Genomic DNA, 24,617 nt, shown 5'->3' on the forward strand with positions numbered 1-24,617 from the left:
GTAAAAGGAGTATAATATTCTTTTTGTAAACTAGATAAAGCCTTTTTAATGTCATCCATTACAAACTTTTGTTCTCCACCATTTCCTGTTGCACTAAAAGAAAGTTGAGCTGATGATATTTCATCTGTTTTAGTTACAAAAGAGCTAATCTTTACAAAGCGACGGTAGTTATTAATAAATGTGTTTTTCATGATGGTATATAACCATCCTTTCAAATTTGTTCCTTCTTTAAACTTGTTGTAATAAGTTATTGCTTTTAATAAGGTATCCTGAACAAGATCATTGGCATCATCCGCATCATGAGTAAAATGTAAAGCATACATTTTTAGTGATGGAGCCTGACGCATTACGAGAGTATTGAATTCTATCTTTGTCATTTTGTTTAACCTTTTAATAAATAAGTTAAACAAAAGTAAGTAATGAATTTTACTTACGCAAGTTTTTGTTTAGCTTTTTATCAATTAACATAAACAAAATGTTTAAACACGTATTGTTATCATTGAAAAAGATACATGATTAAATGCTAGAGCGCTTTTATGAAAAAATTGGTAACAGAGTTAACGAAAATTTAATTTATAAATTTTTATATGATGTTAACTTCTCTTTGTAAAGTAACATTAAATTTCTCTTTTACAGAGGTGATAATTTCTTCAGAAAGTTTAAAAACCTCTAATCCTGAAGCATTTCCGTGGTTTACCAATACCAAAGCCTGATTTTTCCAAGTTCCGGTATTTCCTACTACTTTTCCTTTCCACCCACATTGCTCTATTAACCAACCAGCGGCTAATTTTACTTTATCATCTACTAAAAAGTGGACAATATTTGGATATAAATGATGAATTGGATCAAACTCAATTTTAGAAATCACAGGGTTTTTGAAAAAAGAACCCGCATTACCGATAGTGGAAGGATCAGGAAGTTTAGAAACTCTAATGGCAGAAACTACTTGAGAAACATCTTTGATATTAGGTTGGTGGATTCCTCTTTTTAATAATTCATCAGCAATAGCACCGTAAGATATATTGATTTGACCTTGAGTGTGCAATTTAAATTTCACACGGGTAATGATGTATTGATTTTTGAATTCTTGTTTAAATATGCTTTCGCGATAAGCAAAATGGCAATCTGCTTTGGTAAAATGTTTAGTCTCACTACTGGCAATTTCAAAAGCTTCACAGCTTTCAAAAATATCTTTAAGTTCTACACCATAAGCGCCTATATTTTGAATAGGAGAAGCGCCTACAGAACCCGGAATTAAGCTCAAGTTTTCTATCCCTGCAAAACCCCAATCTACACAGTAATTAACCAAATTATTCCATACCTCGCCAGCTCCAGCTTCTACGGTTACTTCGTTATGGTTAATCCGATGTTCAATGCCTCTAATATTTATTCTAATAACTAAACCATCAAAATTTTTAGTAAAAAGCATATTGCTGCCTCCACCTATCACTAATCGTTGGGTTTGTAGCCACTGCGGATCTTGAAAAAGCTCAACCAAATCTTCTTTATGATTAATTTCCACAAAATACCTTGCGAAAGCATCAATACTAAAACTATTGAAGTTTTTTAAAGAAACATTTTCGTGGATTTGAAGCATACTGATTTGAAAATTAGTTAATTTGAAGATAGGTATTGATTTGATGATTTGAAAATTAATGAATTTGAAGATTCCTAACAAACTAATAACTAACCATCCAACAAACTATTTAAAATATTTCTTTGAAGCAATTAGCAACCCAAACTCTTCCGCATCATCTTTCTCCATAGATTTATGATGAATTTTATGTGCTCGTCTAATTCCTTTTAAATATTTGTTTTCAGATTTAAAGGCTTTTAATCGGTTATGAATAAACCAATCGTGAAAAACAAAATAGATAATTCCGTAAATGGATATCCCTGCTCCAATCCAAAATTTATAATCTAAAGTTTCATGTCCTAACCATATTAAGCCAACAGCAATAGTTCCAAATAATAAACTGAAAATATCATTGAGTTCAAAAAAACCATGCCTTTGTTGATGATGCGTTTTATGAATAAACCAAAGCGGCCCATGAAATAAATATTTATGCATAGCCCATGAAATGATTTCCATCACAACTAAGGTTAATAAAATTATTACTATTGCAAAAAGCCAGTTCATATTATTTTAAAAAACAAAGATGCATTTAATTTTGTATCGTTAATTTAGCTTAATTATAATTTTGCGTAATAAATGGATCAACAAGATCAAAAAAGGGAACAGATTATTGAAGGTGCTTTAAAGCGGTTTGCACATTTTGGTTTAAATAAAACCACTATGAATGAAATTGCAAATGATTTAAGCTTGTCTAAATCACTCTTATACTATTATTTTCCTGATAAAATTAATTTATACGCCGCAGTTTTGTCTAAAGTATTTACAGAAATCACAAGTCAAGTAGATGCTAAATTGGCTAACGAAACTTCGCCAGAGGCTGCGCTTAAAATTTATATAGAAACCAGACAAAATTTTATAGAAAAGTACTTTCCCATCCTGGATTTTAACAAGTTTGCTAATATTGAGAAGTATCAAGATTTAAAAGTGATACTTGATCAATCAAACGCATCTGAGATTAACCACCTAAAAGAAATTATAGAAATAGGAATCAAAAGCAATACCTATTTGGTTGAAGATGCTACTTATACCGCAAATTTACTTTTTGATGCTTTGCAAGGCTTGCGTAAATTTTATATGAGCAGTTCAAATATTCAATTTGGTGTGGATAGAGCCTATTTAGATATGATTTCTAGACGACAAAAAGAAATTGTGTACATTTTTCTTAAAGGTCTGTCTAAGCCCTAATTATCATTTAATCGTCATTTGAAGAAATTTTCAGGTAAATATTCTTTGCCTGAAAATGTTTTGCTGTATTTTTGACTAAAATACTTATAAAGTCAGTAAGTAAATTATTCAAATCAATAAATGATTGAACAGGTAGATATAAAACAAGAGCAAATTATTGAAGTCGCCCTAAAAAGGTTTTCTCATTTTGGAGTTTCTAAAACTACCATGAATGAAATTGCCGATGATTTATCTTTTTCAAAGGCCCTATTATACTATTACTTTCCTGATAAAACCACGCTTGTACTTAAAGTTATAGAACACATTTTTTATGATTTCATTAATAAACAGAATTCGATTTTAGCTGGTCAAACATCATTGAAATTAGCTTTAAGCTCCCTAATTGATCTCAAGATTGAGTTCGGAAAGAAATACTTCATGTTGCATATGAATGATGGGCAAACTGATCATTATTTAACTGATGCCAGATTTAGAAGTTTATTAGATAAAACAAAAGAAGAAGAGTTAAACATACTTTTTAAACTTTTCAGCAGATTTAAATCACTTGGGCTAATTAAGGATATTGATTGCAAAGATACTGCGCAAATATTTATTGATGTACTAACAGGGCTTTGGGTTTTTGAAGTACATATCAACCTTAAAACATTGATCCCAACAGAAGAACAGTTTCTGAGCATCAAAACTAAGTATGAAAAACTAATCACCATTTTTTATGATGGCATTATTGCAAGATAAAACAGAAGATAGGACTAGGATATTAGAAAAAGCAAGAGAGCTATTTTTCTTTTTTGGCATAAGAAGCATCACCATGGATGATATATCTAAGCATTTAGGAATGTCTAAAAAAACGTTATACAACCATTTTAAGGATAAGGCAGAAATTGTAAACATCATCATTGATGATTTAATAGTTAGCCATGGTAATAAGCTCAATGAAACTAGAATGATAAGTCAAAATGCAATCGACGAATTGTATTTACAAGTGGATGTGCTACTCTATTTTTTCAAAGAAATTAGCCCAAATATATTTTTTGAGATGGATAAATATTTTCCCGAGTTATCAGGGCATTTTACACATCATCGGCATCATTGCATTTTGTTGGGTATTAAAGAAAATTTGGAGAGAGGTATAGAAGAGGGTTTGTACAGACCAGATTTAGAAGTTGAATTTATATCTAATGCTAGGTTAAATCAGTTTGTTGCTGCATTTGATGAAAACGCTTTTCCTGAGATAGATTTTGATGTTACTAAAACTTTAAACAAGCTTAATGATTTTTACCTCCATGCCGTTTGTAGCGATAAAGGCAAACTATATATTAAATCATAAATAATAAAAATTAACATATAAAAATGAAATCAATAAAAATAATGCTGCTTTTAATCATCGGATTATTTATAGCAGATATAACTTTTGCTCAACAAAGCCTGTCTTTAAAAGAGGCATTAAACTATGCTATAAAAAATAGTGAGAATATTAAAAAGGCTAAACTTGATATAGAAGGTGGAAAATACGCCACAGCAGAAATAAAAGCACAGGCTTTACCACAGATAAATGGAACAGGAACACTTACTAATAATTTAATTCTTCAACAAAATCCTTTGCCAGGAGAATTGGTTGGAAGGCCAGGAGAAACGGTTTTGGTTGCTTTTGGTACAAAATGGAATTCGGCAGCTCAAGTACAATTAAGTCAGCAAATTTTTAATCAATCTGTTTTTACTGGACTAAAAGCAGCAAAATCTGGTGAGGATTTTTACAACTTAAGTGCTGAATTAACTGAGGAGAGTGTAATTCAACAGGTAGCTTCTGCATATTATCAAGTGTTAGTTTACAAAGAAAACATTGCCGTACTTGATTCCAATATCAATTCTTTAAAAAGCACCCAAAAAATAGTAAGTGCTCAGTATCAAAATGGATTAGCAAAGAAGATTGATTTAGATAGGGTGAAAGTGAGTTTAACAAATTTATTAAACCAAAGAGCTCAAGTAATTGATGGGGTAACTCAGCAAGAGAATTTATTAAAGTTTTATATGGGGATGCCAATTTCTACAGCCATTGATATTCCAACAATAAATTTTAAGGAGTTAAATATTGATGCGAATAAAATTGCTGATAGTTTGACTTTGGCAGATTTAACAGAGTATAAGGTTTTAATGAAGCAAAAAGAGCTGTTACAGTTTCAGAAAAAAGCTAATCAGGCAGAGTATTTACCAAAATTATCTTTCAATAGCAACTTCGCATATACGGGGGTGAGTCAGAAATTTGATTTGTACCGAAGAAACAACGGTACAGCTACATGGTTTGATGCTTCTTCATTGGGGTTAACGCTAAATATCCCAATTTTTGATGGATTTGCCAGAAGATCAAGAGTAAATAAAGCTGATGTAGAAATTAGAAAGATTAATGAAGAGTTAACGCTTACCAAACAATCTTTAAATCTTGCTTATGAGAATGCTAAAATTCAAATTAGAAATAGTGTAAATACCATTAATTCACAAGAAGAAAATAAGCAGTTGGCCCAAGAAATTTACAACAGTACCCAAAATAACTATAAAAATGGATTAGCAAGTTTAACAGACTTGTTAGATGCAGAAAGTTCATTAACAGAGGCACAAAACAGCTATAATCAAGCTTTATTGAATTATAAACTGGCCGAAATACAACTAATCAAATCAAAAGGTAATATCCAAAATTTATTAAACTAAAAACATGAAAAAAATAATTATCCCGGTAATCAGCGTAATTACTTCAATTGTAGTTATTGGCTGGGTTCTTACAAATAATAAAAAAGAGAATGAGGCCAAAACAGCTATAGCAGCAGAAAGTGGAGGTGCTGTTATGGTAAGAACAAAATTGGCTACAAAAAATGATATTAATTTAAATTTTACTGCCAACGGAACTTTTGCAGCACTGCAAGACTTAACTTTCCTTTCTGAAAATTCTGGAAGAGTCACCCGCATCACAGTTGATGAAGGAAGCAAAGTTTCTAAAGGACAAGTATTGGCTTATTTAGATGCTGAAATTTTAGGTGTTAATGTACGTAATGCAAATGCTACCTATCAAAATGCCTTAAGGGATTTGGAAAGATACCAAAGTTCTTATCAAACTGGTGGTGTTACTCAGCAACAGTTTGATCAAGCAAAGTTAGGCGTAGAAAATTCAAAAGCCATGTTGCAAGAAGCAAAAAGAAAGTTAAGTGATGCTAATATTAAATCTCCAATAAACGGCATTGTGAATAAGCGATTTATAGAACAAGGCGCTTATGTATCAGCAGGAAAAGAACTGTTTGAATTGGTAGATGTTTCTAAACTTAAGTTGGCTTTAACAGTAAATGAATCTCAAGTGGCTAACCTTAAAGTAGGAGACCAAGTAAAAATAAAATCAAATGTTGTTGCTAATAAAGACTTTGTAGGGAAAATAACTTTTATAGCACCAAAGGCTGATAATTCATTGAATTTTCCGGTTGAAATTGAGTTGGTTAATAATGCCGAAAAGCAAATTAAAGCAGGTATGTATGGCACTGCAATTTTCGAGTTCCCTAAACAAGCTCCAACTTTAACTATTCCAAGAACTTCTTTTGTAGGTAGCGTGAGTAGTAATAAAATTTATGTAATGCAAAATAGATTAGCCAAAGAGCGTAAAGTAATTGCCGGTAGAATTTTAGCAGAACAGGTAGAAATTTTAGATGGGCTTAAAGAAGGCGAAACTGTAATTATAAGTGGCCAAATCAATTTAATTGACGGCGTAAAAGTGGCTCCTATTAAATAATTAAAACAATGAAAATTACAGAAATATCAATTAAGCGTCCATCGCTTGTAATTGTGGTTTTTACAGTACTTACTTTGCTGGGTTTATTAAGTTATTTCTCATTAAACTATGAGTTATTGCCTAAATTTTCTCCTTCGGTAGTTTCTGTAAGTACTATTTATCCAGGAGCATCACCAAGTGAGGTAGAGAATACCGTTACTAAAAAAATAGAAGATGCAGTTTCTTCTATGGAAAACATCAAAAAAATTGAAGCAAAATCTTTCGAAAGTTTATCATTGGTGACCATCACTTTAAATAGTGGAACTGATGTAGATTTAGCTTTAAATGATGCGCAAAGAAAAGTAAATGCCATTTTAGCTGATTTACCTGATGATATTGAGGCGCCAGGATTAAACAAATTCTCTTTAGATGATTTACCTATTATTACCATGTCGGCCTCAGCAAATATGACAGATGCCGAGTTTTTTGATTTAATTGATAAAAGAATTGCGCCAATTATATCTAGAGTACCCGGTGTAGCTCAAGTTAATTTAGTAGGTGGTGAGGAGCGTGAAATTCAAATTAGCATAGATGCTAGTAAATTAGAAGGTTATGGTTTATCCCTTTTACAGGTTGAAAAAGTTATACTAAGTTCTAATTTAGATTTTCCTACAGGTAGTGCCAGAACAGAAGATCAAGATATATTAATCAGATTAGCAGGGAAATATAAATCAACCAAAGACATCAGAGACCTAGTGATTAGTACAGGTAAAGAGGGTGCGCAAATTCGTTTAGGTGATATTGCTGATGTGCAAGACACCCAAAAAGATGTAGAGAAAATTGCTAGAGTAGATAGAAAAAACGCTATCGCTTTACAAGTCATAAAGCAGTCAGATGCTAATGCTGTGGAAGTGAGTGAAGGAGTGAAAGGACTCATTAAAAAAGTAGAAACTGATTATAAATCTACAGGATTAAAGATCAGCATCGCTAATGATAGCTCCGTTTTTACACTAGAATCAGCAGATGCGGTAATACATGATTTAATTTTAGCAATTATTTTAGTTGCATTTGTAATGCTTTTCTTCTTACATAGTATTAGAAACGCCTTAATTGTAATGGTTTCTATTCCTGCATCTTTAGTGGCAACTTTTATAGGAATGAGTTTATTAGGATACTCCCTCAACTTAATGTCGTTATTGGGATTATCACTGGTAGTGGGTATTCTTGTAGATGACGCTATTGTAGTTTTAGAAAATATCTATCGCCACATGGAGATGGGTAAAAATAAAGTAAGAGCTGCCATAGATGCTACAAAAGAAATAGGTTTCACAGTAGTTTCCATCACCTTGGTTATTGTGGTTGTATTTTTTCCTATTGCTTTAAGTTCGGGTTTGGTGTCAGATATTCTCACCCAATTTTGTGTGGTGGTTATTATGTCTACTTTATTATCGTTATTTACATCATTTACTATTATTCCTTTACTTTCTTCTCGTTTTGGAAAATTAGAACGCATTACCAATAGAACGTTTTTTGGCCGTATTATTTTAGGTTTCGAAAAGCAATTGCATCGTTTTACTAATTGGGTAACCGATATTTTAAAATGGTGTTTAGCACATAAGAAAACAGCTTTAGGAGTAACTTTTGGATTGTTAATTGCGTCTTTTGTATTATTAGGAAAAGGATATATTGGAGCAGAGTTTTTTCCTCAGAGTGATAAAGGAGAGTTTTTGGTGCAAATAGAAATGCCTAAAGATGCATCGATAGAGCAAACCAACCAAATGACAAGAAAAGCAGAAGAATTTCTATCCGCAAAAAAGGAAATTGTTTCTTTAATAACTACCGTTGGGCAATCAAGTGATGGTGGTACAGGCGCCTCACAATCAACAGCTTATAAATCAGAAATTAATGTAAAGTTGGTTGAAAAGAAAGATAGAGAAGATGATGCAACCATTTATGCAGCAAAGATAAGTAGAGAAATGGCCAAGCAATTGGTAGGTGTTAAGATTAAAACAGTTCCAATAAGTTTAATAGGTACTGCACAACAAGCACCTATTAATTTGGTAGTTATGGGTTCTGAATTGGATAGTGTACTGAAATTTGCTGAACAAGCTAAAACAGTTTTAGGTAAAATACCAGGAGCGGCTGAAGTAAAATTATCTGTTGAAGCGGGTAACCCAGAGATTAGGGTAGAAGTAAATAGAGATAAAATGGCCGTACTTAGTTTAGACTTACAAACAGTTGGCGGAACCATGCAAACGGCTTTTAGCGGTAACACTGATGGGAAATTTAGACAAGGAGAATACGAGTACGATATCAACATTCGCTATCAAGCTTTTAATAGAAAGAATATTAATGATGTAAGCAATTTATTGTTTGTAAACACCAAGGGAGAGCAAATTAAACTTTCTCAATTTGCATCCATTTCTCAAAGTTCAGGTCCAAGCCAATTAGAGCGCCGAGATAAAAGCACCTCGGTTTCTGTGCAATCACAAGCTATTGGTAGGCCAAGTGGAACTATTGTAGCAGATTTTCAAACAAAATTAGATGCCATGCCTAAGCCAACTGGTGTAAGCTTAACTTGGAGTGGCGACCAAGAAAACCAAAGCGAAGGTTTTGGGACTTTAGGTATTGCATTATTGGCTTCAATATTTTTGGTTTATTTTATTATGGTTGCCCTATATGATAGCTTTGTATATCCTTTTGTGGTGATGTTTTCTATCCCACTGTCAATTATTGGAGCCTTATTAGCTTTAGGCTTAACTAATAATTCTTTAAACCTGTTTACCATTTTGGGTTTAATTATGCTAATAGGTTTGGTAGCAAAAAATGCTATTATTTTGGTGGATTTTACCAATCAGATGAAGAAAGAAGGTAAAAGCACTTATGAGGCTCTCATTTTAGCCAATCATGCTCGTTTACGTCCCATTTTAATGACAACTATTGCCATGGTGATAGGGATGATCCCAATTGCTATTGCTAGTGGTGCAGGTGCCGAGTGGAAAAACGGATTGGCTTGGGTTATTATTGGTGGGTTAATGAGTTCTTTATTTCTTACTTTAATTATTGTTCCAGTAATGTATCAGATTTTTGATAGATTAATTGAAAAGTTTGGAGCTAAAAAGGGAGAAAAAACTATTGAAGAATTAATGGTAGAGGATTATAATCACAAAGATGTGAAAGAATATGAGCACTCTCCAGAAATGATTTAAAAATAGTTTAATTGTTAGTTTGAGTGAAAGGAGCCGCAGCTATGCGGCTTTTTTTAAGGCTTTGGATAAGAATCATCCAAAGCCTTAAAAAAATGATGTCTCAATATTAAATATGTATCGCCCTGTTTGCAGTTGCAGCTAAAGCAGCTTCTTTAAAAGATTCTGTAAATGTTGGGTGAGCATGGCTTATTCTACCAATATCCTCAGCACTTGCTCTAAACTCCATGGCTACCACAGCTTCTGCAATCATATCAGCACAACGTGGGCCAATCATGTGAACACCTAAAATTTCATCAGTATCGGCATCAGCTAAAACTTTTACCAAACCATCTGTATCCATACTTGCTCTTGCTCTTCCGCTAGCTTTAAATGGGAAAGAACCAACTTTGTATTTTTTGCCGGTCTCTTTTAACTGCTCTTCAGTATAACCAACAGCAGCAACTTCTGGCCAAGTGTAAACCACACCCGGAATTAAATTATAATTGATATGAGGTTTTTGTCCGGCTATTACCTCCGCAACAAAAGTTCCTTCTTCCTCAGCTTTGTGAGCCAACATAGCGCCTTTAATTACATCGCCAATAGCATAAATGCCTTTTACACTTGTTTCTAAATGCCCATCAACAGTAATTTTTCTGCCTCGTTCTTCAACTGTAATTCCAATGTTTTCAAGTCCTAAACCATCGGTGTAAGCTACTCTGCCCACAGCAACTAAGCAATAATCACCTTCTAAAACCACTTTTTCTCCTTTTGGCGAATCAGCAGTTACGGTTACTTTTTTACCTTTTACTTCAGCACCTGTTACTTTATGGCTCAACAAAAATTTCACACCAATTTTAGTCAGTGATTTTTGAAGTTCTTTACTTAGCGTACGGTCCATTGTAGGGATAATAGCATCAGCGTATTCAACTACTGTAACCTCTGCGCCTAAACGAGCATAAACAGAACCCAACTCTAAACCAATTACCCCACCGCCTATTAAAATAAGGTGTTTGGGTACTTCAGTCATGTTTAAAGCTTCGGTAGAAGTAATAATTCTTTTACCGTCAGTTTTTAAGAAAGGTAATGCTGTAGGTTTAGAACCTGTTGCAATAATTACGTTTTTACCAGTAATTTCCTGCTCGCCACCTTTTGTTAATGCAATTTTTACTGTGTTTTTATCTTTAAAAGAACCTAAGCCCTGGTAAGTATCAACTTTATTTTTTTTCATTAAAAAAGTAATGCCGGCAGTAGTTTGTTCTACCACTTCATTCTTTCTTTTAATCATTTGCGCTAAATTCACTTTCACTTCTTTCACATCAATTCCATGCTCAGCAAAAGTATGGGTAGCATTGTAGTAATGTTCTGAAGAATCTAATAAAGCTTTAGATGGGATACATCCTACGTTTAAACAAGTTCCACCAAAAGTTGAATATTTCTCAATTAAAGCAGTTTTTAAACCTAACTGAGCACAACGGATTGCGGCTACATAACCACCAGGACCCGAACCTATAACGATAACGTCGTATTGCATTTGTTTAATTTTTGTTTGCGCTAAATTAGTTAATCTATTTTTGGGATAGAAAGGTTGTTTTCATTTAATTGCCATAATTTTTTGAAGCGCAAGGTTAGGTTTTTCATAACTTAGGTTAGTCCCGCTTTTCCCTGCAATCTTTTTGCCCATTTGCTATGTTTATTAAAAAGGCAAAAAGGATTTTCGGTACAATCGGGGCTAGAGAATTTGGGTTAGTGCTGAAAAATTAAAATCAGTATATTTGAGTATGGATTTAGCCACACTTATAAAAGCAAGCTATTCAGAATTTATAGAATTATGCAGAATGCATCGGGTAGATAAAATCTATGCATTTGGATCTTCTATTACCAATCATTTTAATCCGATAACAAGCGATATTGATATTGTAGTTAAGTTAGATATTGATAATCCTGCAGACCGAGGAGAAGCATTATTGTCTTTATGGGATAAATTAGAAATCCTTTTTGGGCGGAAGGTTGATTTGTTGACTGAAGATGCTATCCGTAATCCTTACCTTAAAGAAAATATCAACAGAACAAAGAAATTGATTTATGACAGAGAAAGAGAAAAAGTTTTTAGCTGACATAGAACACTCCATTGAATTGATAGAAAGTTTTATTATAGAGATAAAATCTTTTGAGCAATACTCAAAAGACGAAAAAACAAAAAGTGCGGTAGAAAGACATTTAGGGATAATAGGGGAAGCGGTTAATAAGTTTTTAAAGAGTCTGATGATAATCTCCTTGAAAATGCGATTCAAATCATCAGTTTAAGAAATAGATTGATCCATTCTTATGATAATATAGACGATTCTATTATTTGGTCAATTTTAACTCGTCATCTTAAAAATCTCAAGATTGAAGTATTAAGTAAATTAGATTAATCCTTTAATGAATAAAAATTTTTGGGCTATATTTATAGGAATCATGTTTCTTCTAGCCGGAATCAATCATTTTGTGATGCCTGGTTTCTACCTGCAAATTATGCCGCCATACTTGCCTTTTCCTATGGCTTTAATTTATTTAAGTGGCTTGGCCGAAATTATTTGCGGCGCTTTATTTATTCCAAAGCAAAGCAGAAGAATGGGAGCTTGGTTAATTATTTTATTATTGATAGCCGTTTTTCCGGCTAATATTCAAATGAGTATTGATGAATATCAAAATGGTGGATGGCTTTTTTATGGTTCTGTTTTAAGATTGCCATTGCAATTTTTATTCATTTGGTGGAGTTATAAATTTACTAAATAGCCTAAAAAGAATAATTAGCACTCTTTTTATTTTTTTATGTACGTTTATAAGAAAAAAACCGATGATAAAATTCAAGCTAGTTGGCTTAATTCTAATTTTATTCACTACCATTTCATCTTGTAAAGAAGATAATGCAGCATCTGTAAGTATTAATCATAAAGTATGGGCTCCAGCTTTAATAGATAAAAATTCTTCTTCAAACCCAAGCGGTCAAATTTTGTATTATGCTGTTTTAGATTGCGAAAAAGATGATTCTTACCGTTTTGGTACGGATGGAAAATTAACCATTAACAGAGGCACAAACAAATGTAATAATGCCGAACTTTCTACAGAAGTTGTTAATTATACTTACAACTTAAGCAACAAAGAATTAATTATTAAAGGCGTAAAATATACCGTTGCTGATGAATCTGCGGTTCAGTTAAAGTATTATACAGCCATACCAAATGCTACAGGTTTTCAATCTCTGATTTTTTTATTTGAATAGGTTATTTATTTGATTTTAATTTTAGGGATTCTTTTTTAAATGCTCTCTTACTTTTTTATCTAAAGCTTCAATATTATCCATTTGAGCTTGTTGAATTTCAAAAAGATCTTTCATTTGCTCGGCAATTAAGAGGTCTATTTTTTCATGTAAATGCCTAATTTCTATCTCTGATTTTAAGTTCACCATATAATCATCCTGAGCTCTTTCTCTATCTCGGCTTTCTTTGCGATTTTGACTCATCATAATTACCGGAGCTTGTAAGGCTGCGATACTTGATAAAATTAAATTCAATAAAATAAAAGGATAAGGATCAAAACCTTTATTGCTGAGTGCAATTACATTAATGATCATCCAAATAACCAAAAAAACAGTGAAAATGATGATGAATTTCCAGCTACCACCAAAAGTGGCTACTTTATCTGCTAATTTTTCTCCAGCCGTTGGTTTAATATCTTGTTGTTTATCAAGTATTTTTTGAGATATTAATTGCTCTTCTTCTAAGGCTTTCACCACAATATCATGAAGCTTAGAAAGGTTTTTGTTATTGGTTTTCAGCAGTTCTCTGTAGTTTTTTTTCTTAGCCATGGATGTTTAATTCTTTTCTGAATTTAAGGATATTTTTTAGCTTTTAATTGGATAGTTTTTTTTGCCACGAATGCACAAATTTTAACCAATGAAATAGGGGTTTTGTATTTCTTGGGTGGTTAATATGGCTTAGGGATTGGAAAGGTTTTGCTGCAAGCAAAAGTGCAAAGTGCAACGAAGCACCGTAACAAAGTGAAGCCTTGTAAAGCCCGACCCACCCGATTTTTCTTCGGGTGGGGAAGCTGCAAATTATGCTATTTTTGATAGTTAACCTTTATGTTTTGAAACATAAAAGACCATTTATCTGCTTGTTCTTCAATTACTTTTTAATTTAATAATGGTTTCGACATCATTGCTAATTTTAACATTTAAAACTAAATCAAGTTTGTTTACTATTCCGTCTGCATTAATATCCGCATATTTTGTATCGCCAACTTTTGGATTTGGAATTTGGATAGGGTTAGCATCAATTTCCAGTTGACTTTTAAAAGTTCCTGTATTTCCAATATATAAATCTTTATACTCATAAGCTGGGACTAAATAAACTTGATAATTTTTATTATTTGCAACTATAAATTTTAGTTCTCCGTTTAATGAAGTTTTATTTTTTTGAAATCCAGGAGTTAGACTTAATAGATTATCAAAAACATCAACAAATATTCCAGAGGCTAATTGGTTGTTAATATCTAAAACTTTTATAGTTAATGTAGCAGTTTCATTTTCTTTTTTACAAGATATTAGGCAAAACACCATCAAAATTAAGGACATTAATTTATTGGTTTTCATAATGATAGTTTAAGAATTGAAAATTAATTTATTCTTTTTTAGCAGGTACAGATTCTTTATCAGGATTTTTTGTGTTATAAGCTTGAACTATCTTTTTCACACCTTTAATTGTTACTTTTTCTAAAGCTACTATCTGCGATTGATATTCCTCACCAAAAACAGCCAATAAATTAGCTCTTGAAATTTCCTGCATATATATTTTACCACCTTTAAAAGGATAAAATTGATAATAGGTATTCCCTGTTTTTCCTTTTCTTAAATAATAATAATCATTTATTTGGTAGCTATTAGCTAGCGGATTTGGACTGGCTTTAATTTCTAGCCAATTAATGCTTATTAGGTTTATATTACCCTTTATCAAATATTTTTTATTGAGGCTACCAGAAGGAGATTCAGTAAAACCTTCCTGAATTCTATCAATATTAAAAGGAAGTTTCTTTTCATTTAAAACCTCTAATTTGGCTTTTTTAATTGATTTTTTTTGAGCAAAAGAGGAATGAATGGAAAGCAATAACACTAAAAGTAAAATGTATCTCATAACCCAAAATTATAGAAAAAGATAGAGATTTAATTTTTTAGAAAAATATTATTCCTAATTTTTCACTCGTTAAACAACTCCCAAGATTATTTTATTGAAATCTCATTTCGATATTAAAACTTTCAAAGATTTTGAAAAACCTTTGATAACATATCTTCAGCATCCTCAGTCCTTTTCATACATCGTAAACATACTTTGAATAGGTAGCCGCTGTAATTTTCAAAAAGTTTACGCAATGCTTGAGGCTTCCCTCTTCTATAAGCTGTATGTTTATCAATTTTCTAATGCCTTTTATAGGTGTAATGCATAAAAACAACAGTAATGTTGCTTGGTTAGTAAATTTAATTCTTAAACAACAAAGCCACTAACTCACAAATCCAAACCTTTTTAGTGGCGTGTCTTCATGAGTTTGTGGCTTTAGAAAGCTTTTAAATCAATTCTATTTTTGATAGTTAATCTTCATGTTTTGAAACATAAAAGACCATTTATCTGCTTGTTCTTCTATAATTTTTGAAGTTGGTTTTCCAGCTCCATGTCCGGCTTTACTTTCTATTCTAATTAAAACAGGGCTATTTCCTTTATGGTATTCTTGCAAACGAGCTGCAAATTTAAAAGAGTGTGCAGGTACCACTCGGTCATCATGGTCTGCTGTGGTCACCATGGTGGCTGGGTAATTTGTACCTGCTTTTAATGCGCTATAAGGCGAATATTTATACAAGTATTCAAACATTTCTTTAGAATCTTCGGCGGTACCATAATCATAAGCCCAACCTGCGCCTGCGGTAAATTTATTGTAGCGCAACATATCCATCACGCCAACAGCTGGGAAAGCCACTTTAAATAATTCTGGACGCTGAGTCATGGCTGCTCCAACTAAAAGGCCACCGTTTGATCCTCCAGAAATGGCTAAATAAGGTGTGGATGTATATTTCTGATCTATCAAATATTGTGCTGCGGCAATAAAATCATCAAAAACATTTTGCTTTTGCATTTTAGTACCGGCTAAATGCCATTTCTCGCCATATTCGCCACCACCACGTAAATTAGGAACGGCATAAATACCGCCCTGCTCTAATAAAATAATGTTTGAAGTACTAAAAGCTGGGGTTAAATTCACACTAAATCCGCCGTAACCGTAAAGTAATGTTGGGTTTTTACCGTTTAATTCAATCCCTTTTTTATGGGTAATAATCATTGGAATTTTGGTGCCATCTTTAGAATTGTAGAACACCTGTTTTGATTCGTATTTCTCAGGGTCAAACTGTACACCAGATTTTTTATAAATTTCTGACTGACCTGTTCCTATATTATATTTAAAAATAGTAGACGGATAAACGTAAGAAGTGAAGGTAAAATACAATTCGCTTTCGCCTTTTTTAGCGCTAAAACCATCGGCAGTTCCTATGCCTGGTAAAGCAATTTCACGTTCTTTAGTTCCGCTCATGTCGTACTGCATCACCAATGATGTGGCGTCTTTAAGGTAATTGGCAAAAATTTTGTCGCCACCTGTAGCCGCACTCATTACGTTTGTGGTTTCGGCAATCATATCTTTCCAGTTTGAAATGGCTGGGTTGGCGGCATCAACGGTAACCAACCTATAATTAGGCGCTTTGTAATTGGTGTAAATGTATAAAACACTTGCTTTGTTGGTTAATACACTTTGTTCGCTATCAAAATTGCCTACTACTTTTACAATACCGCTATTGGGTTTGCTTAAATCTTTAAAATAAAGTTCGTTACCGGTGGTAGAATTTGCGGCGGTAATCACCAAAAATCTTTCGTCTTCAGTTAAGTAAGCGCCAATGTATCTGCGTGGAGTTTGTCCGCCACCAAAAATCAATTTATCAGCACTTTGTGGCGTTCCTAATTGGTGAAAAAACAATTTATGGTATTGGGTTAAACCCGATAATTGACTTCCTTCTGCGGGTTTATCATAACTACTGTAGTAAAATCCTTCGGTCCCTTGCCAAGCTAAACCCGAGAATTTTACATCAGTTAAAGTATCTCCAACGGTAGTTTTATCTGATGTTTTAATGACGATGACTTTGCGCCAATCTGACCCTCCTTCTGAGATTTGATAAGCAGCTAAACTGCCATTTTTAGAAAAATCTATGCCGGCTAAAGAAGTGGTGCCATCACCAGAAAATTTATTAGGATCTAAAAATACTTCGGGCTCACTGCCTTCGGTTTGGCGGTATAAAACCGATTGATTTTGCAAACCATCATTTTTGTAGAAGTAGGTATAGTTTCCTTCTTTAAAAGGAGCAGAGAATTTTTCGTAATTCCACAGTACTTCTAATTTTTTTTTAATGGCTTCGCGATAGGGGATTTGTTCTAAATAATTTTGGGTGACTTTATTTTCCTCTTCCACCCAAGCTTTAGTTTCTGCAGAGGTATCATTCTCTAACCAACGGTAAGGATCAGGAACGATGGTACCAAAATAATCATCGGTAACATTTCCTTTTGCAGTTTTTGGATAGGGTAAAGTTTTAATGGTATCAGCCGGAGCGATCATATCTTCTGAAGTGTTTGTTTTGTTATTGCTACAGCCCGCAAAAATAGCAGCCGAAAGCGTGAGTAATAATAATTTCTTCATATAAATGGGGTTGTTTAGCTTAATAATTAAAACTACTAAACAAGAGTTGATTAACCTAATTAGGAGTGTAAAAATTTGATGAAGAATAACTTACTGAATGGTAAATCTTAAGTTAATGCCAAAGTTGCTAAATGCGGTAACAAAAGTTTGAGAAGTGTAAGGCCTGGTCACGTTAGAATCGTAAAATAACCTTAAATTAAATTTTTGGTTAATCACGTAATCTATGCTTGGTCTAAAGGTGATGTTTTTAGAACCTGCAGAAACTTCTGGCTCTAATACATCTGCTCTGTAAATCACTGTTTTGTTATCTCTAATGGCTACATCCATTTTAAAGTTTAAATCATTTTTTAAATTAACGCCTTTAAATAAACCAAAAGGGAATCTAAAATCGGCAGTACGGTAACCAAAACCTAATACAATGGCTTCGTCTTTTTGTGAGGCTAATTGGCTGTTAGCTAAACTTAAGCTTAACGCTCTTGATTTACGGTATTCTACATTAGCCGTCATATTGTTTTTCAACCTCACATCTATTCCTAAAAGTGGAACAAATTGTTCAAATAAGGTGATTTGCGAGAATTGGTAAAAAGGTAAAAAGTTATTTTCGGCATCTCTTACGTTTACTCCTCCATTACTTTCAGAGTATCTAATTAAAGAGTTAAAACCATTTACGTTATAGGTAGAATTATAAGTATGCGTTAAATCTATCGAAGAAAATATTTCGCTAATGGCATCTATCTTGGCTAAGCCATTGTAGGTAATTCTCCAGTTTGGAACCGGAATTCTTGGGAATTTGTTTAAATCTGCAGAGCCGGCATCTTTATTTTGATAAGCCGCTAAAAAAGCAGGAACTACCACATCTTGTGCGCTTTTTCCGTAACCATCAGCAAAGGTGCCAATAGTGCCGCTACTATTTGGGTTTTGCCTGCCTAAACGTTGTGATACAATGGTTCTGTTGGCTAAAAATTGGTCAAATACAGATGAATTTTTTGCTCCATTTTTATCTTTAAACGCACTACCTAATGAGATCACAGAAATGCTATAATCGCCGGCTGTTATAGGACTTAAGCTGCTAAATCTATTGGTAGCGTTATTGTATCGGTAATTGGTAGAAAAGTTTCGGCTGTTATTTTTAAAAGCACTTAGCTCTATTCTCAAATCTCTTAAGGGTTCTAAAGTTCCTCTTAAATTTAGTTTTTCATTTAAAGTGGTTATGTATAGCTGATTTTGTAGAGTGTCTTGCGTAAGCCAACCGTTGCTTAATGCTTTAAACCTGAGGTCTTCCTGAGATCCTAAAATAAAACCTACACCAGGTGCATTGGTGCTAAAGTCCATTCCAAATGCATTGGTTTTAGGCAAATATCCTGGTAAGAAAGTCCCGTCGTTTTTGATGTAAGAACCACTCACATTCTTTAAACTAAATAAAAGATTAACGAAGAATTTACTCAATCCTTTTTCATTATTAGGGTCATTTAAACGCCTAAAAAAGCCAAACTTGTTATACAAGGTGGTCATGTTTAAGGTTGGGTTTATTTGTATAGTTCTAGAGTTTTGAATGGTGTTTCCAAAATCAATTTCAGGATCGTTTAAGCTCAATAATGGTTCGGCCATCCAGTTAAACTGCGTTTGATACCTAGTTACCACATTTATAAAATCTAAACCCGGTATTTTATTGATAGGTAAGGTATAACTTAAACTTACCGTGTGATTGTAGTTTGTTGTACGGCCCAATTTTTTAAGATTTTGCCAAACGGTATCTCGTTTTAGTCCAGTAATTCTTCCTTCGGGCTCATCAACTACAGAAAGGTTAGTGGCATTAAAATCTAATTTTAATGATTTTGAAAGATCCCAACTTACACCATACAACCTGTTAATTTGAAAATTCTTATTAAAATTTGTTCTAATTGGAATAAAGTTATTTGGATCGTTATCTCTTAAAGTATTTTCAGAATATAACCTGTTTAATTCTACCCTAAAGTTAAGTACCGATGGAAGTAAGTTAAAGTTTATGTCTTTAAACAGCGATAATGATTTTGATTTTATGGCTTTATTAAATGGAGTAATAAACTTAGCTGGGTTATTATAATTGTATCCTAAAGCCCCTCTGTATGTTTTTTGTTGGGTGTTTAAATTGATAAAATCTCGGTGCCCGTACTCTGTAAATGCATAGGTTAAGCTCCAGTTTTCTACATCCCACAAATGATTTTTTGCTGTAGGATTGGTTTTAATTTTACGCACATTGGTAAAGTTGATACTTTTTCTTTGCGTATAATCCTGAGCGTAATTATTAATAGAATCTCTGGTTTTTTTAGAAACCTGATCTAAAATATTCTTTAATTCTATATCAGGGTTACGAGGATCATATTGAGGGTTGCTTAACTGACTAGAATAGTTAATGTACATTGGAATTTTGATTCCGGTTTTTTCTGAGAAAAATTTACCCAATTCAAAACTAGATGATACATCAAAAAAGCGATCATCAGCTCTGCTTAATTCGCTCACTCTTTTTTCTAAAGATCCAAAACCAATGGTGCTTTTATTGGCAGAAATGGTAACATCACCAAAATCAGCTAGTTTGGCATTCATTCTTGCGGTAGCCGCCCAGCCACCACGTTCGTCAAAATCAGTTAAACGTAATTCATTAAACCATAATTCTACCGTTTTATCTAGCCCATCATCCCCTACAGAAGCATTCGTTTTTAAAGGATTTCTAGCGCCCAACATTAATACCCTAAGCTTACTTAAATCTGGCTGCCCTTTAATGGTAATTCGGTTAGTACCATCAATAAAAGTGTAAGGAATATTTACTGGCCAAGGTTGCCCGTTTAATAAAGCGGTATTTCTAGAAGTTTTTGCTAGTTGAAATAACCTAAATTCTATATCAATTTTATTTTCCTCAGGCCAAATCAAATTAGGGTCTTTTGTGCCAGCAAGAGTAATTTTTGTAGGAATCTCGTATTCGTAATAATTGTCTTGATAATCTGTTCCTATTCTTATAAACGCATTAATGTCGCCATCTTTTAACTGATCACCTTCGGCATGAATAAACATTTCCATACGCTTATAAGAACGTATATCATTCACCGTAGTCTTATAGGCTGCTCTTGCGTAACCATCTCTTAAATTTTTGACAATTACAGCCAAAGCTTGCTCATTTTGGCGGGTATCTCCTCTAAAATTCGAAAAATCTTTTTCTCTTTGAATACCCGGAGGCACTACATAAGGAATTGGCGTTCTTGTCCCGTTTTCTTCAATGTTTACTGTGGTAACATCTAGCGTAGAATTATCTAAACCAGGGTTATTTAGGCTTGGGTCTGTTAAGGCTTTCGCCGGATTGTTTTCGGCATTAAATCTTCTCCATTCACCACGCACCAACTGTAAACGAGCCAGTCTTAAAACGGCCGTATCGGTAAAATTGGTCATAAACATCCGCATAAAGCGAATAGATTTAAAATCCTGAATGTTGCCCACTCTACTTTCATATTGAGCAATAGGAATTTTAAATTGATACCAGCTTACAGCTTGTTTAGTGCCATTTGCCAAGGTTACATTAGAAGTAACTTTATCTGTAATATAATTTTGCCCAACCAATAAATCTTGCGGACGCATACTTACCTTATATTGGAAATACTCGTCGGATTTGGTTTGGTTATTATCTCTGTTAATATCCTCGCCATCTGGCAAAGCAGTAGAAGCGGCATTCTCTATGCCAACAGCGTCTAAAGATTGTTGCGAGGTTTTAGAATTACCTTCTGTACCGTTAAAATTCTCATATCTTTTTAAAATACCGGCACTTTGTTGGTCTAATTGGTTTCCTCTGTAATAAGTAAAATCATCAGATGAAGGGTCGCTTCTAAATTGGTTTGCAGCTTGCGTATTAAGTTGTGCTGTTACTTGGTTAACAATGGTTTGGTATTTTTGCAATTCACCGGCATTGCCTAAACCATCTAAACCAACATCCTGTATTTTTCTCGCATTAGGGTCGTTATCAAAAGCTTGAATTACCGGTTGCAGTTTAGGCACTCTGCCCCAAACTGTCTCGTCTGTGGTGGTGCTGTTGCCGTCAATGGGTAGTCCGTTTTCTAAACTTTTTCTGCCATCTTTTAAAATGTCTTCTGATATGTTTCCTATGTTAAAATAAACATCTCCACCTTGTGCATTAGGTTTGTAAATGAAAGGATCTAACACCCAAAATTCAATAAATTCTATGTTTAAAGCTTCAAAATCATTGGTTTCTATGCGTCTAAACATCCCGCCCCAGCGGCTTCTTGGATTGCTTAACGTTCCATCATTGTTTATCCCTGTTGAGGTGAAATTATACGGACCTCTTAGCGTTGGATAATAAGCTAAATTTAGCGTAGGCAAGGTGAGTAAAGTTCCGGTTTGAGATTGCTTAAATGGGAATACTTCGGTTTCTAAAATCTCCCTTACGTAATGATTAGAAAGTTCGGCTCTGTTATTTTGAATATTAGGAGGCGTAAAATTATTGCTTCGACTATAAAAAATAGGGTCGATATTAAAGAACGAAAGTTTTGCCCTGTTAAAGCCGTATGATAAATCGTTGGTAGATTGAGATTCGGCAAATAACTGTGGGGTTCCTGATAATTGCCAAGTCACAGCACTTTTTAAATCAATAATAGAACGGCTGCCTTCAAAATCGTCTAAATAACTTGTTCCGGTAGAGCTACCTGCAAAGTTTAAAGCTTTTGGATGCCCGGGATTAAAACTAGCATACTCGCCATTAAAATTTATGGAAGAGGTTTCTTTGGTTGATATTAAAGGAATTTTATCAATTAACCGAGTTAGTAAACGGCTATTGGTATTGTAATTTACATCAAAGCCATAAATGGTGTTTGAGATAGATTCTTCCCCAAAATTTACTTTTTGAGTAAGCGGAGTTTCTTTCAAATTCATAAGTGTAGCTCCTAAATTGAAGTTTTCACTAATCCGGTAATCTAATCGGGTACCAAATAATGATTTTTGCTGAATCCCAAAAAGCTCGTTACTTTCTAATTTTATTTTAATGGGTTGCCCCGAGTTTAGTAAAGCTTCGTTTAATATTTTAACTCTTCCAATATTGTAGTCAACGGTATAATCTGCGCCTTCGGTTAATTTTAAAGTTCCGGCGGTAACCACTACCGAACCTTCGGGTACGTTAATGGCATTCAACTGAAATTCAGAACTTACCTGAGATTGATAAGTCCCTTTAATCACATATCGGTTTAAACCAGGGAAAAATTGTTGTGCAATAGTTTTGGTAGAATCATACAAAGGTTGATACACATATTTTTTGATCAATGCTTGTTCTGCAACCGGATCAAACTGAGCGGCTAAATCTTTACCAAAAGGTTCTACTTCCGGAAAAATTAATCGGCCATTTTGGGCATCAATAGTTAAACCTTGTAAAAAGTCAAAGAAGCCATCAGGTTGTTTAGCATTTTGTTGATTTAAACGATCTAAGCTTGTTACCTGAATCCATAATTTTCCGTTTGTACCTGTGCCTTCGGTAATCAAAGGTTTTTCTACTCCCGATTGATCATCTAGCCTAAAAATATTTAACCTAAAATCAGTCTGACTAATTTGATAAGCTCCTAAAGAATAAATATTTTTCATCATTAAATCCCAAAGTGGCAGGTTGGTTTTAATGGTTTCGTTTTTTAATAATTTTGTAAATAAAACCGTAGGATTATCAGGCACAACCTGCAAATCTGATGAAAATTCGCCCACCTGATATTCTACACCGTTTACCGTATAACGATAAGCTACTGATAAAACCTCATCGGCATTTAACGCATTATTTAAAGATATATAACCTAATTGAGGGTTTAAAGTATATTCTTTTTCGTTTAATTTTCTGGCGTAAGTAAGCTTATTGTAATTATCGGTTCTGCCGCTAGACTGGAAATAATTATCAATATCATTAGAATTTGTTTGCCTAGAATTAGCAGGAATATTTTGAAGTAAATTGTTAGATTGTTGTGGAAAACCAGGGCCAGTAAAAGCAGCCGGAAGCCCTGAGAAACCTGCGCCACCTTGAAAAAGAGTTTGGTTATAAGGCGTGTTTTCTCCTAAATCTAAAAAGGCTAAAACATCTCTAGAATCTGTTGTACTGTTGTTTCTGTTGGTTACCCAAACTTCAATTTTAGTAATGTTGGTGTTAGAGGTAATGATAGGCAAATTGGCCATTGCCCTGTTGTAGTTGTTTCTAAAATACTGCGCCAAAAAATAGTGTTTGTTGGCTTCATAATTATCTGTAGTTAACCTAAACTCGTTTTGTTGGGCGCCATTGGTAATATTAATCTCTTTAGATTGCGATTTTTGCTGAGAATATATACTGGTAATGCCTAAACGACCAAATTGTAATTGCGTTTTTAAACCGAATAAGGCTTGGCTACCGCTAATTAAACTGGTGTTTAATGGGAAATTAACCATACCAGCTTCAATTTTTTTAATGATTTCGTCTTTTCTACCGGTGTATTCTAATTTAACCTGGTTTTCAAAATCAAATTGAGCTTCGGTATTGTAATTGGTGGTAATTTTTAGCTTATCGCCGATATTACCAATCACATTCATTTGAATACGCTGGTTAAAATCAAAGTTTCCTTGTTTACGCTGACGCTCATTAAACAAAGGATTTTCGTTTCTATTAATTCTGCCAGAAAAAGTTAAATCAGCGCTTCCTCTGGGTTGAATATTAATGGTGTTGCTGCCGAAAATTTTCTCAAAAGATTTACTGTTTACTTTAACAGAAGGGATAAATCCTTCGGCTGCAGCCGGCGCATCTGTAGCTACAAGCGTTTTCCAGTAAGAATTAATTATATTTTTTTCTTCTAAGGCTTGGTATTCTTTAAAGGTAAGGTATAAAGGAGCTTTGTATAATTTATCCCCAATCATTTCTTTAACTACATACTTTTTGGTAACAGGGTCATAAGTAACTGTTCTTTTGATGTTTTGAGGGTTATCTAAAAACAAACTGTTTTTACCAAAAGCAGGGGTGGTGTAACTGTCTTTAACAGGATATTTTAATTTTAAAGAGTCGGCGGGTTTGGTTTGAGAACAAGCATCACTGCTATAGAATAGCAACGAAAAAATCATA

20 protein-coding genes are annotated in these 24,617 nt (G+C 33.6%); 11 read left to right on the top strand and 9 right to left on the bottom strand.

Annotated features, from left to right (window positions below):
* The 3 genes from FA046_RS13460 to FA046_RS13470 form a co-directional block, all read right to left on the bottom strand.
* A partial coding sequence (locus tag FA046_RS13460; protein WP_136827058.1) for a sigma-70 family RNA polymerase sigma factor occupies nucleotides 1-377 on the bottom strand: 377 nt, incomplete at its 3' end.
* A gap of 206 nt (nucleotides 378-583) precedes the next feature.
* Complete coding sequence (gene murB, locus FA046_RS13465; protein WP_136827059.1) at nucleotides 584-1,597, bottom strand: UDP-N-acetylmuramate dehydrogenase; 1,014 nt, start codon at nucleotides 1,595-1,597, stop codon at nucleotides 584-586.
* Between the two features lie 105 nt (nucleotides 1,598-1,702).
* Nucleotides 1,703-2,140, bottom strand: coding sequence for a sterol desaturase family protein (locus tag FA046_RS13470; RefSeq protein ID WP_136827060.1), 438 nt, complete (start codon nucleotides 2,138-2,140; stop codon nucleotides 1,703-1,705).
* Between the two features lie 72 nt (nucleotides 2,141-2,212).
* Between FA046_RS13470 and FA046_RS13475 the strand changes: the two genes are divergently transcribed.
* From FA046_RS13475 to FA046_RS13500, 6 genes are all read left to right on the top strand, one after another.
* Nucleotides 2,213-2,821, top strand: a complete 609-nt coding sequence (locus FA046_RS13475) for a TetR/AcrR family transcriptional regulator (protein WP_136827061.1) — start codon at nucleotides 2,213-2,215, stop codon at nucleotides 2,819-2,821.
* Between the two features lie 120 nt (nucleotides 2,822-2,941).
* Entirely contained in the window at nucleotides 2,942-3,556 is a 615-nt protein-coding gene (locus FA046_RS13480) for a TetR/AcrR family transcriptional regulator (protein ID WP_136827062.1), read from the top strand.
* On the top strand, nucleotides 3,534-4,148 hold the full coding sequence (locus tag FA046_RS13485) for a TetR/AcrR family transcriptional regulator (RefSeq protein ID WP_136827063.1): 615 nt from the start codon (nucleotides 3,534-3,536) through the stop codon (nucleotides 4,146-4,148). The genes FA046_RS13480 and FA046_RS13485 overlap by 23 nt, the downstream gene beginning before the upstream one ends.
* 23 nt (nucleotides 4,149-4,171) lie before the next feature.
* Nucleotides 4,172-5,524 (top strand): TolC family protein, encoded by a 1,353-nt coding sequence (locus tag FA046_RS13490; protein WP_136827064.1) that lies wholly within the window; start codon nucleotides 4,172-4,174, stop codon nucleotides 5,522-5,524.
* 4 nt (nucleotides 5,525-5,528) lie between these two features.
* A complete protein-coding gene (locus FA046_RS13495; RefSeq protein ID WP_136827065.1) occupies nucleotides 5,529-6,587 on the top strand; it encodes an efflux RND transporter periplasmic adaptor subunit in 1,059 nt (352 codons plus the stop codon).
* An 8-nt stretch (nucleotides 6,588-6,595) separates the two neighbouring features.
* Nucleotides 6,596-9,775 carry an efflux RND transporter permease subunit gene (locus tag FA046_RS13500; RefSeq protein ID WP_136827066.1) on the top strand — a complete coding sequence of 1,060 codons (3,180 nt, stop codon included), beginning with the start codon at nucleotides 6,596-6,598 and terminating at the stop codon, nucleotides 9,773-9,775.
* Nucleotides 9,776-9,881: 106 nt separating this feature from the next.
* Here FA046_RS13500 and lpdA read toward each other — a convergent pair whose 3' ends face one another.
* Nucleotides 9,882-11,285, bottom strand: a complete 1,404-nt coding sequence (lpdA, locus tag FA046_RS13505) for a dihydrolipoyl dehydrogenase (RefSeq protein ID WP_136827067.1) — start codon at nucleotides 11,283-11,285, stop codon at nucleotides 9,882-9,884.
* A gap of 247 nt (nucleotides 11,286-11,532) precedes the next feature.
* Here lpdA and FA046_RS13510 point away from each other — a divergent pair, with 247 nt between their 5' ends.
* The 5 genes from FA046_RS13510 to FA046_RS13525 all read left to right on the top strand — a co-directional run bounded on the left by FA046_RS13510 (nucleotide 11,533) and on the right by FA046_RS13525 (nucleotide 13,019).
* On the top strand, nucleotides 11,533-11,868 hold the full coding sequence (locus FA046_RS13510; protein ID WP_136827068.1) for a nucleotidyltransferase family protein: 336 nt from the start codon (nucleotides 11,533-11,535) through the stop codon (nucleotides 11,866-11,868).
* Complete coding sequence (locus FA046_RS13515; protein ID WP_205943657.1) at nucleotides 11,837-12,058, top strand: HepT-like ribonuclease domain-containing protein; 222 nt, start codon at nucleotides 11,837-11,839, stop codon at nucleotides 12,056-12,058. The genes FA046_RS13510 and FA046_RS13515 overlap by 32 nt, the downstream gene beginning before the upstream one ends.
* An 8-nt stretch (nucleotides 12,059-12,066) precedes the next feature.
* Nucleotides 12,067-12,168 (top strand): HepT-like ribonuclease domain-containing protein, encoded by a 102-nt coding sequence (locus tag FA046_RS17635; RefSeq protein WP_394347369.1) that lies wholly within the window; start codon nucleotides 12,067-12,069, stop codon nucleotides 12,166-12,168.
* 7 nt (nucleotides 12,169-12,175) lie between these two features.
* The gene (locus FA046_RS13520; protein ID WP_136827069.1) at nucleotides 12,176-12,532 is read left to right on the top strand and encodes a DoxX family protein; all 357 of its coding nucleotides are present in this window, start codon (nucleotides 12,176-12,178) and stop codon (nucleotides 12,530-12,532) included.
* A gap of 61 nt (nucleotides 12,533-12,593) precedes the next feature.
* A complete protein-coding gene (locus FA046_RS13525) occupies nucleotides 12,594-13,019 on the top strand; it encodes a hypothetical protein (protein WP_136827070.1) in 426 nt (141 codons plus the stop codon).
* Between the two features lie 21 nt (nucleotides 13,020-13,040).
* Here FA046_RS13525 and FA046_RS13530 read toward each other — a convergent pair whose 3' ends face one another.
* The 5 genes from FA046_RS13530 to sov form a co-directional block, all read right to left on the bottom strand.
* Complete coding sequence (locus tag FA046_RS13530) at nucleotides 13,041-13,604, bottom strand: DUF1003 domain-containing protein (protein WP_136827071.1); 564 nt, start codon at nucleotides 13,602-13,604, stop codon at nucleotides 13,041-13,043.
* A gap of 315 nt (nucleotides 13,605-13,919) precedes the next feature.
* Nucleotides 13,920-14,390: a hypothetical protein gene (locus FA046_RS13535; RefSeq protein WP_136827072.1), complete on the bottom strand. Its 471-nt coding sequence runs from the start codon at nucleotides 14,388-14,390 to the stop codon at nucleotides 13,920-13,922.
* 28 nt (nucleotides 14,391-14,418) lie between these two features.
* Nucleotides 14,419-14,928 (bottom strand): hypothetical protein, encoded by a 510-nt coding sequence (locus tag FA046_RS13540; protein WP_136827073.1) that lies wholly within the window; start codon nucleotides 14,926-14,928, stop codon nucleotides 14,419-14,421.
* Between the two features lie 439 nt (nucleotides 14,929-15,367).
* Nucleotides 15,368-17,443 carry a prolyl oligopeptidase family serine peptidase gene (locus tag FA046_RS13545; protein ID WP_394347370.1) on the bottom strand — a complete coding sequence of 692 codons (2,076 nt, stop codon included), beginning with the start codon at nucleotides 17,441-17,443 and terminating at the stop codon, nucleotides 15,368-15,370.
* 171 nt (nucleotides 17,444-17,614) lie between these two features.
* On the bottom strand, nucleotides 17,615-24,616 hold the full coding sequence (gene sov / locus FA046_RS13550; protein WP_136827075.1) for a T9SS outer membrane translocon Sov/SprA: 7,002 nt from the start codon (nucleotides 24,614-24,616) through the stop codon (nucleotides 17,615-17,617).
* Between the last annotated feature and the right edge of the window lies 1 nt (nucleotide 24,617).

This window comes from Pedobacter cryophilus (assembly GCF_005116455.1).
Taxonomy (GTDB): domain Bacteria; phylum Bacteroidota; class Bacteroidia; order Sphingobacteriales; family Sphingobacteriaceae; genus Pseudopedobacter; species Pseudopedobacter cryophilum.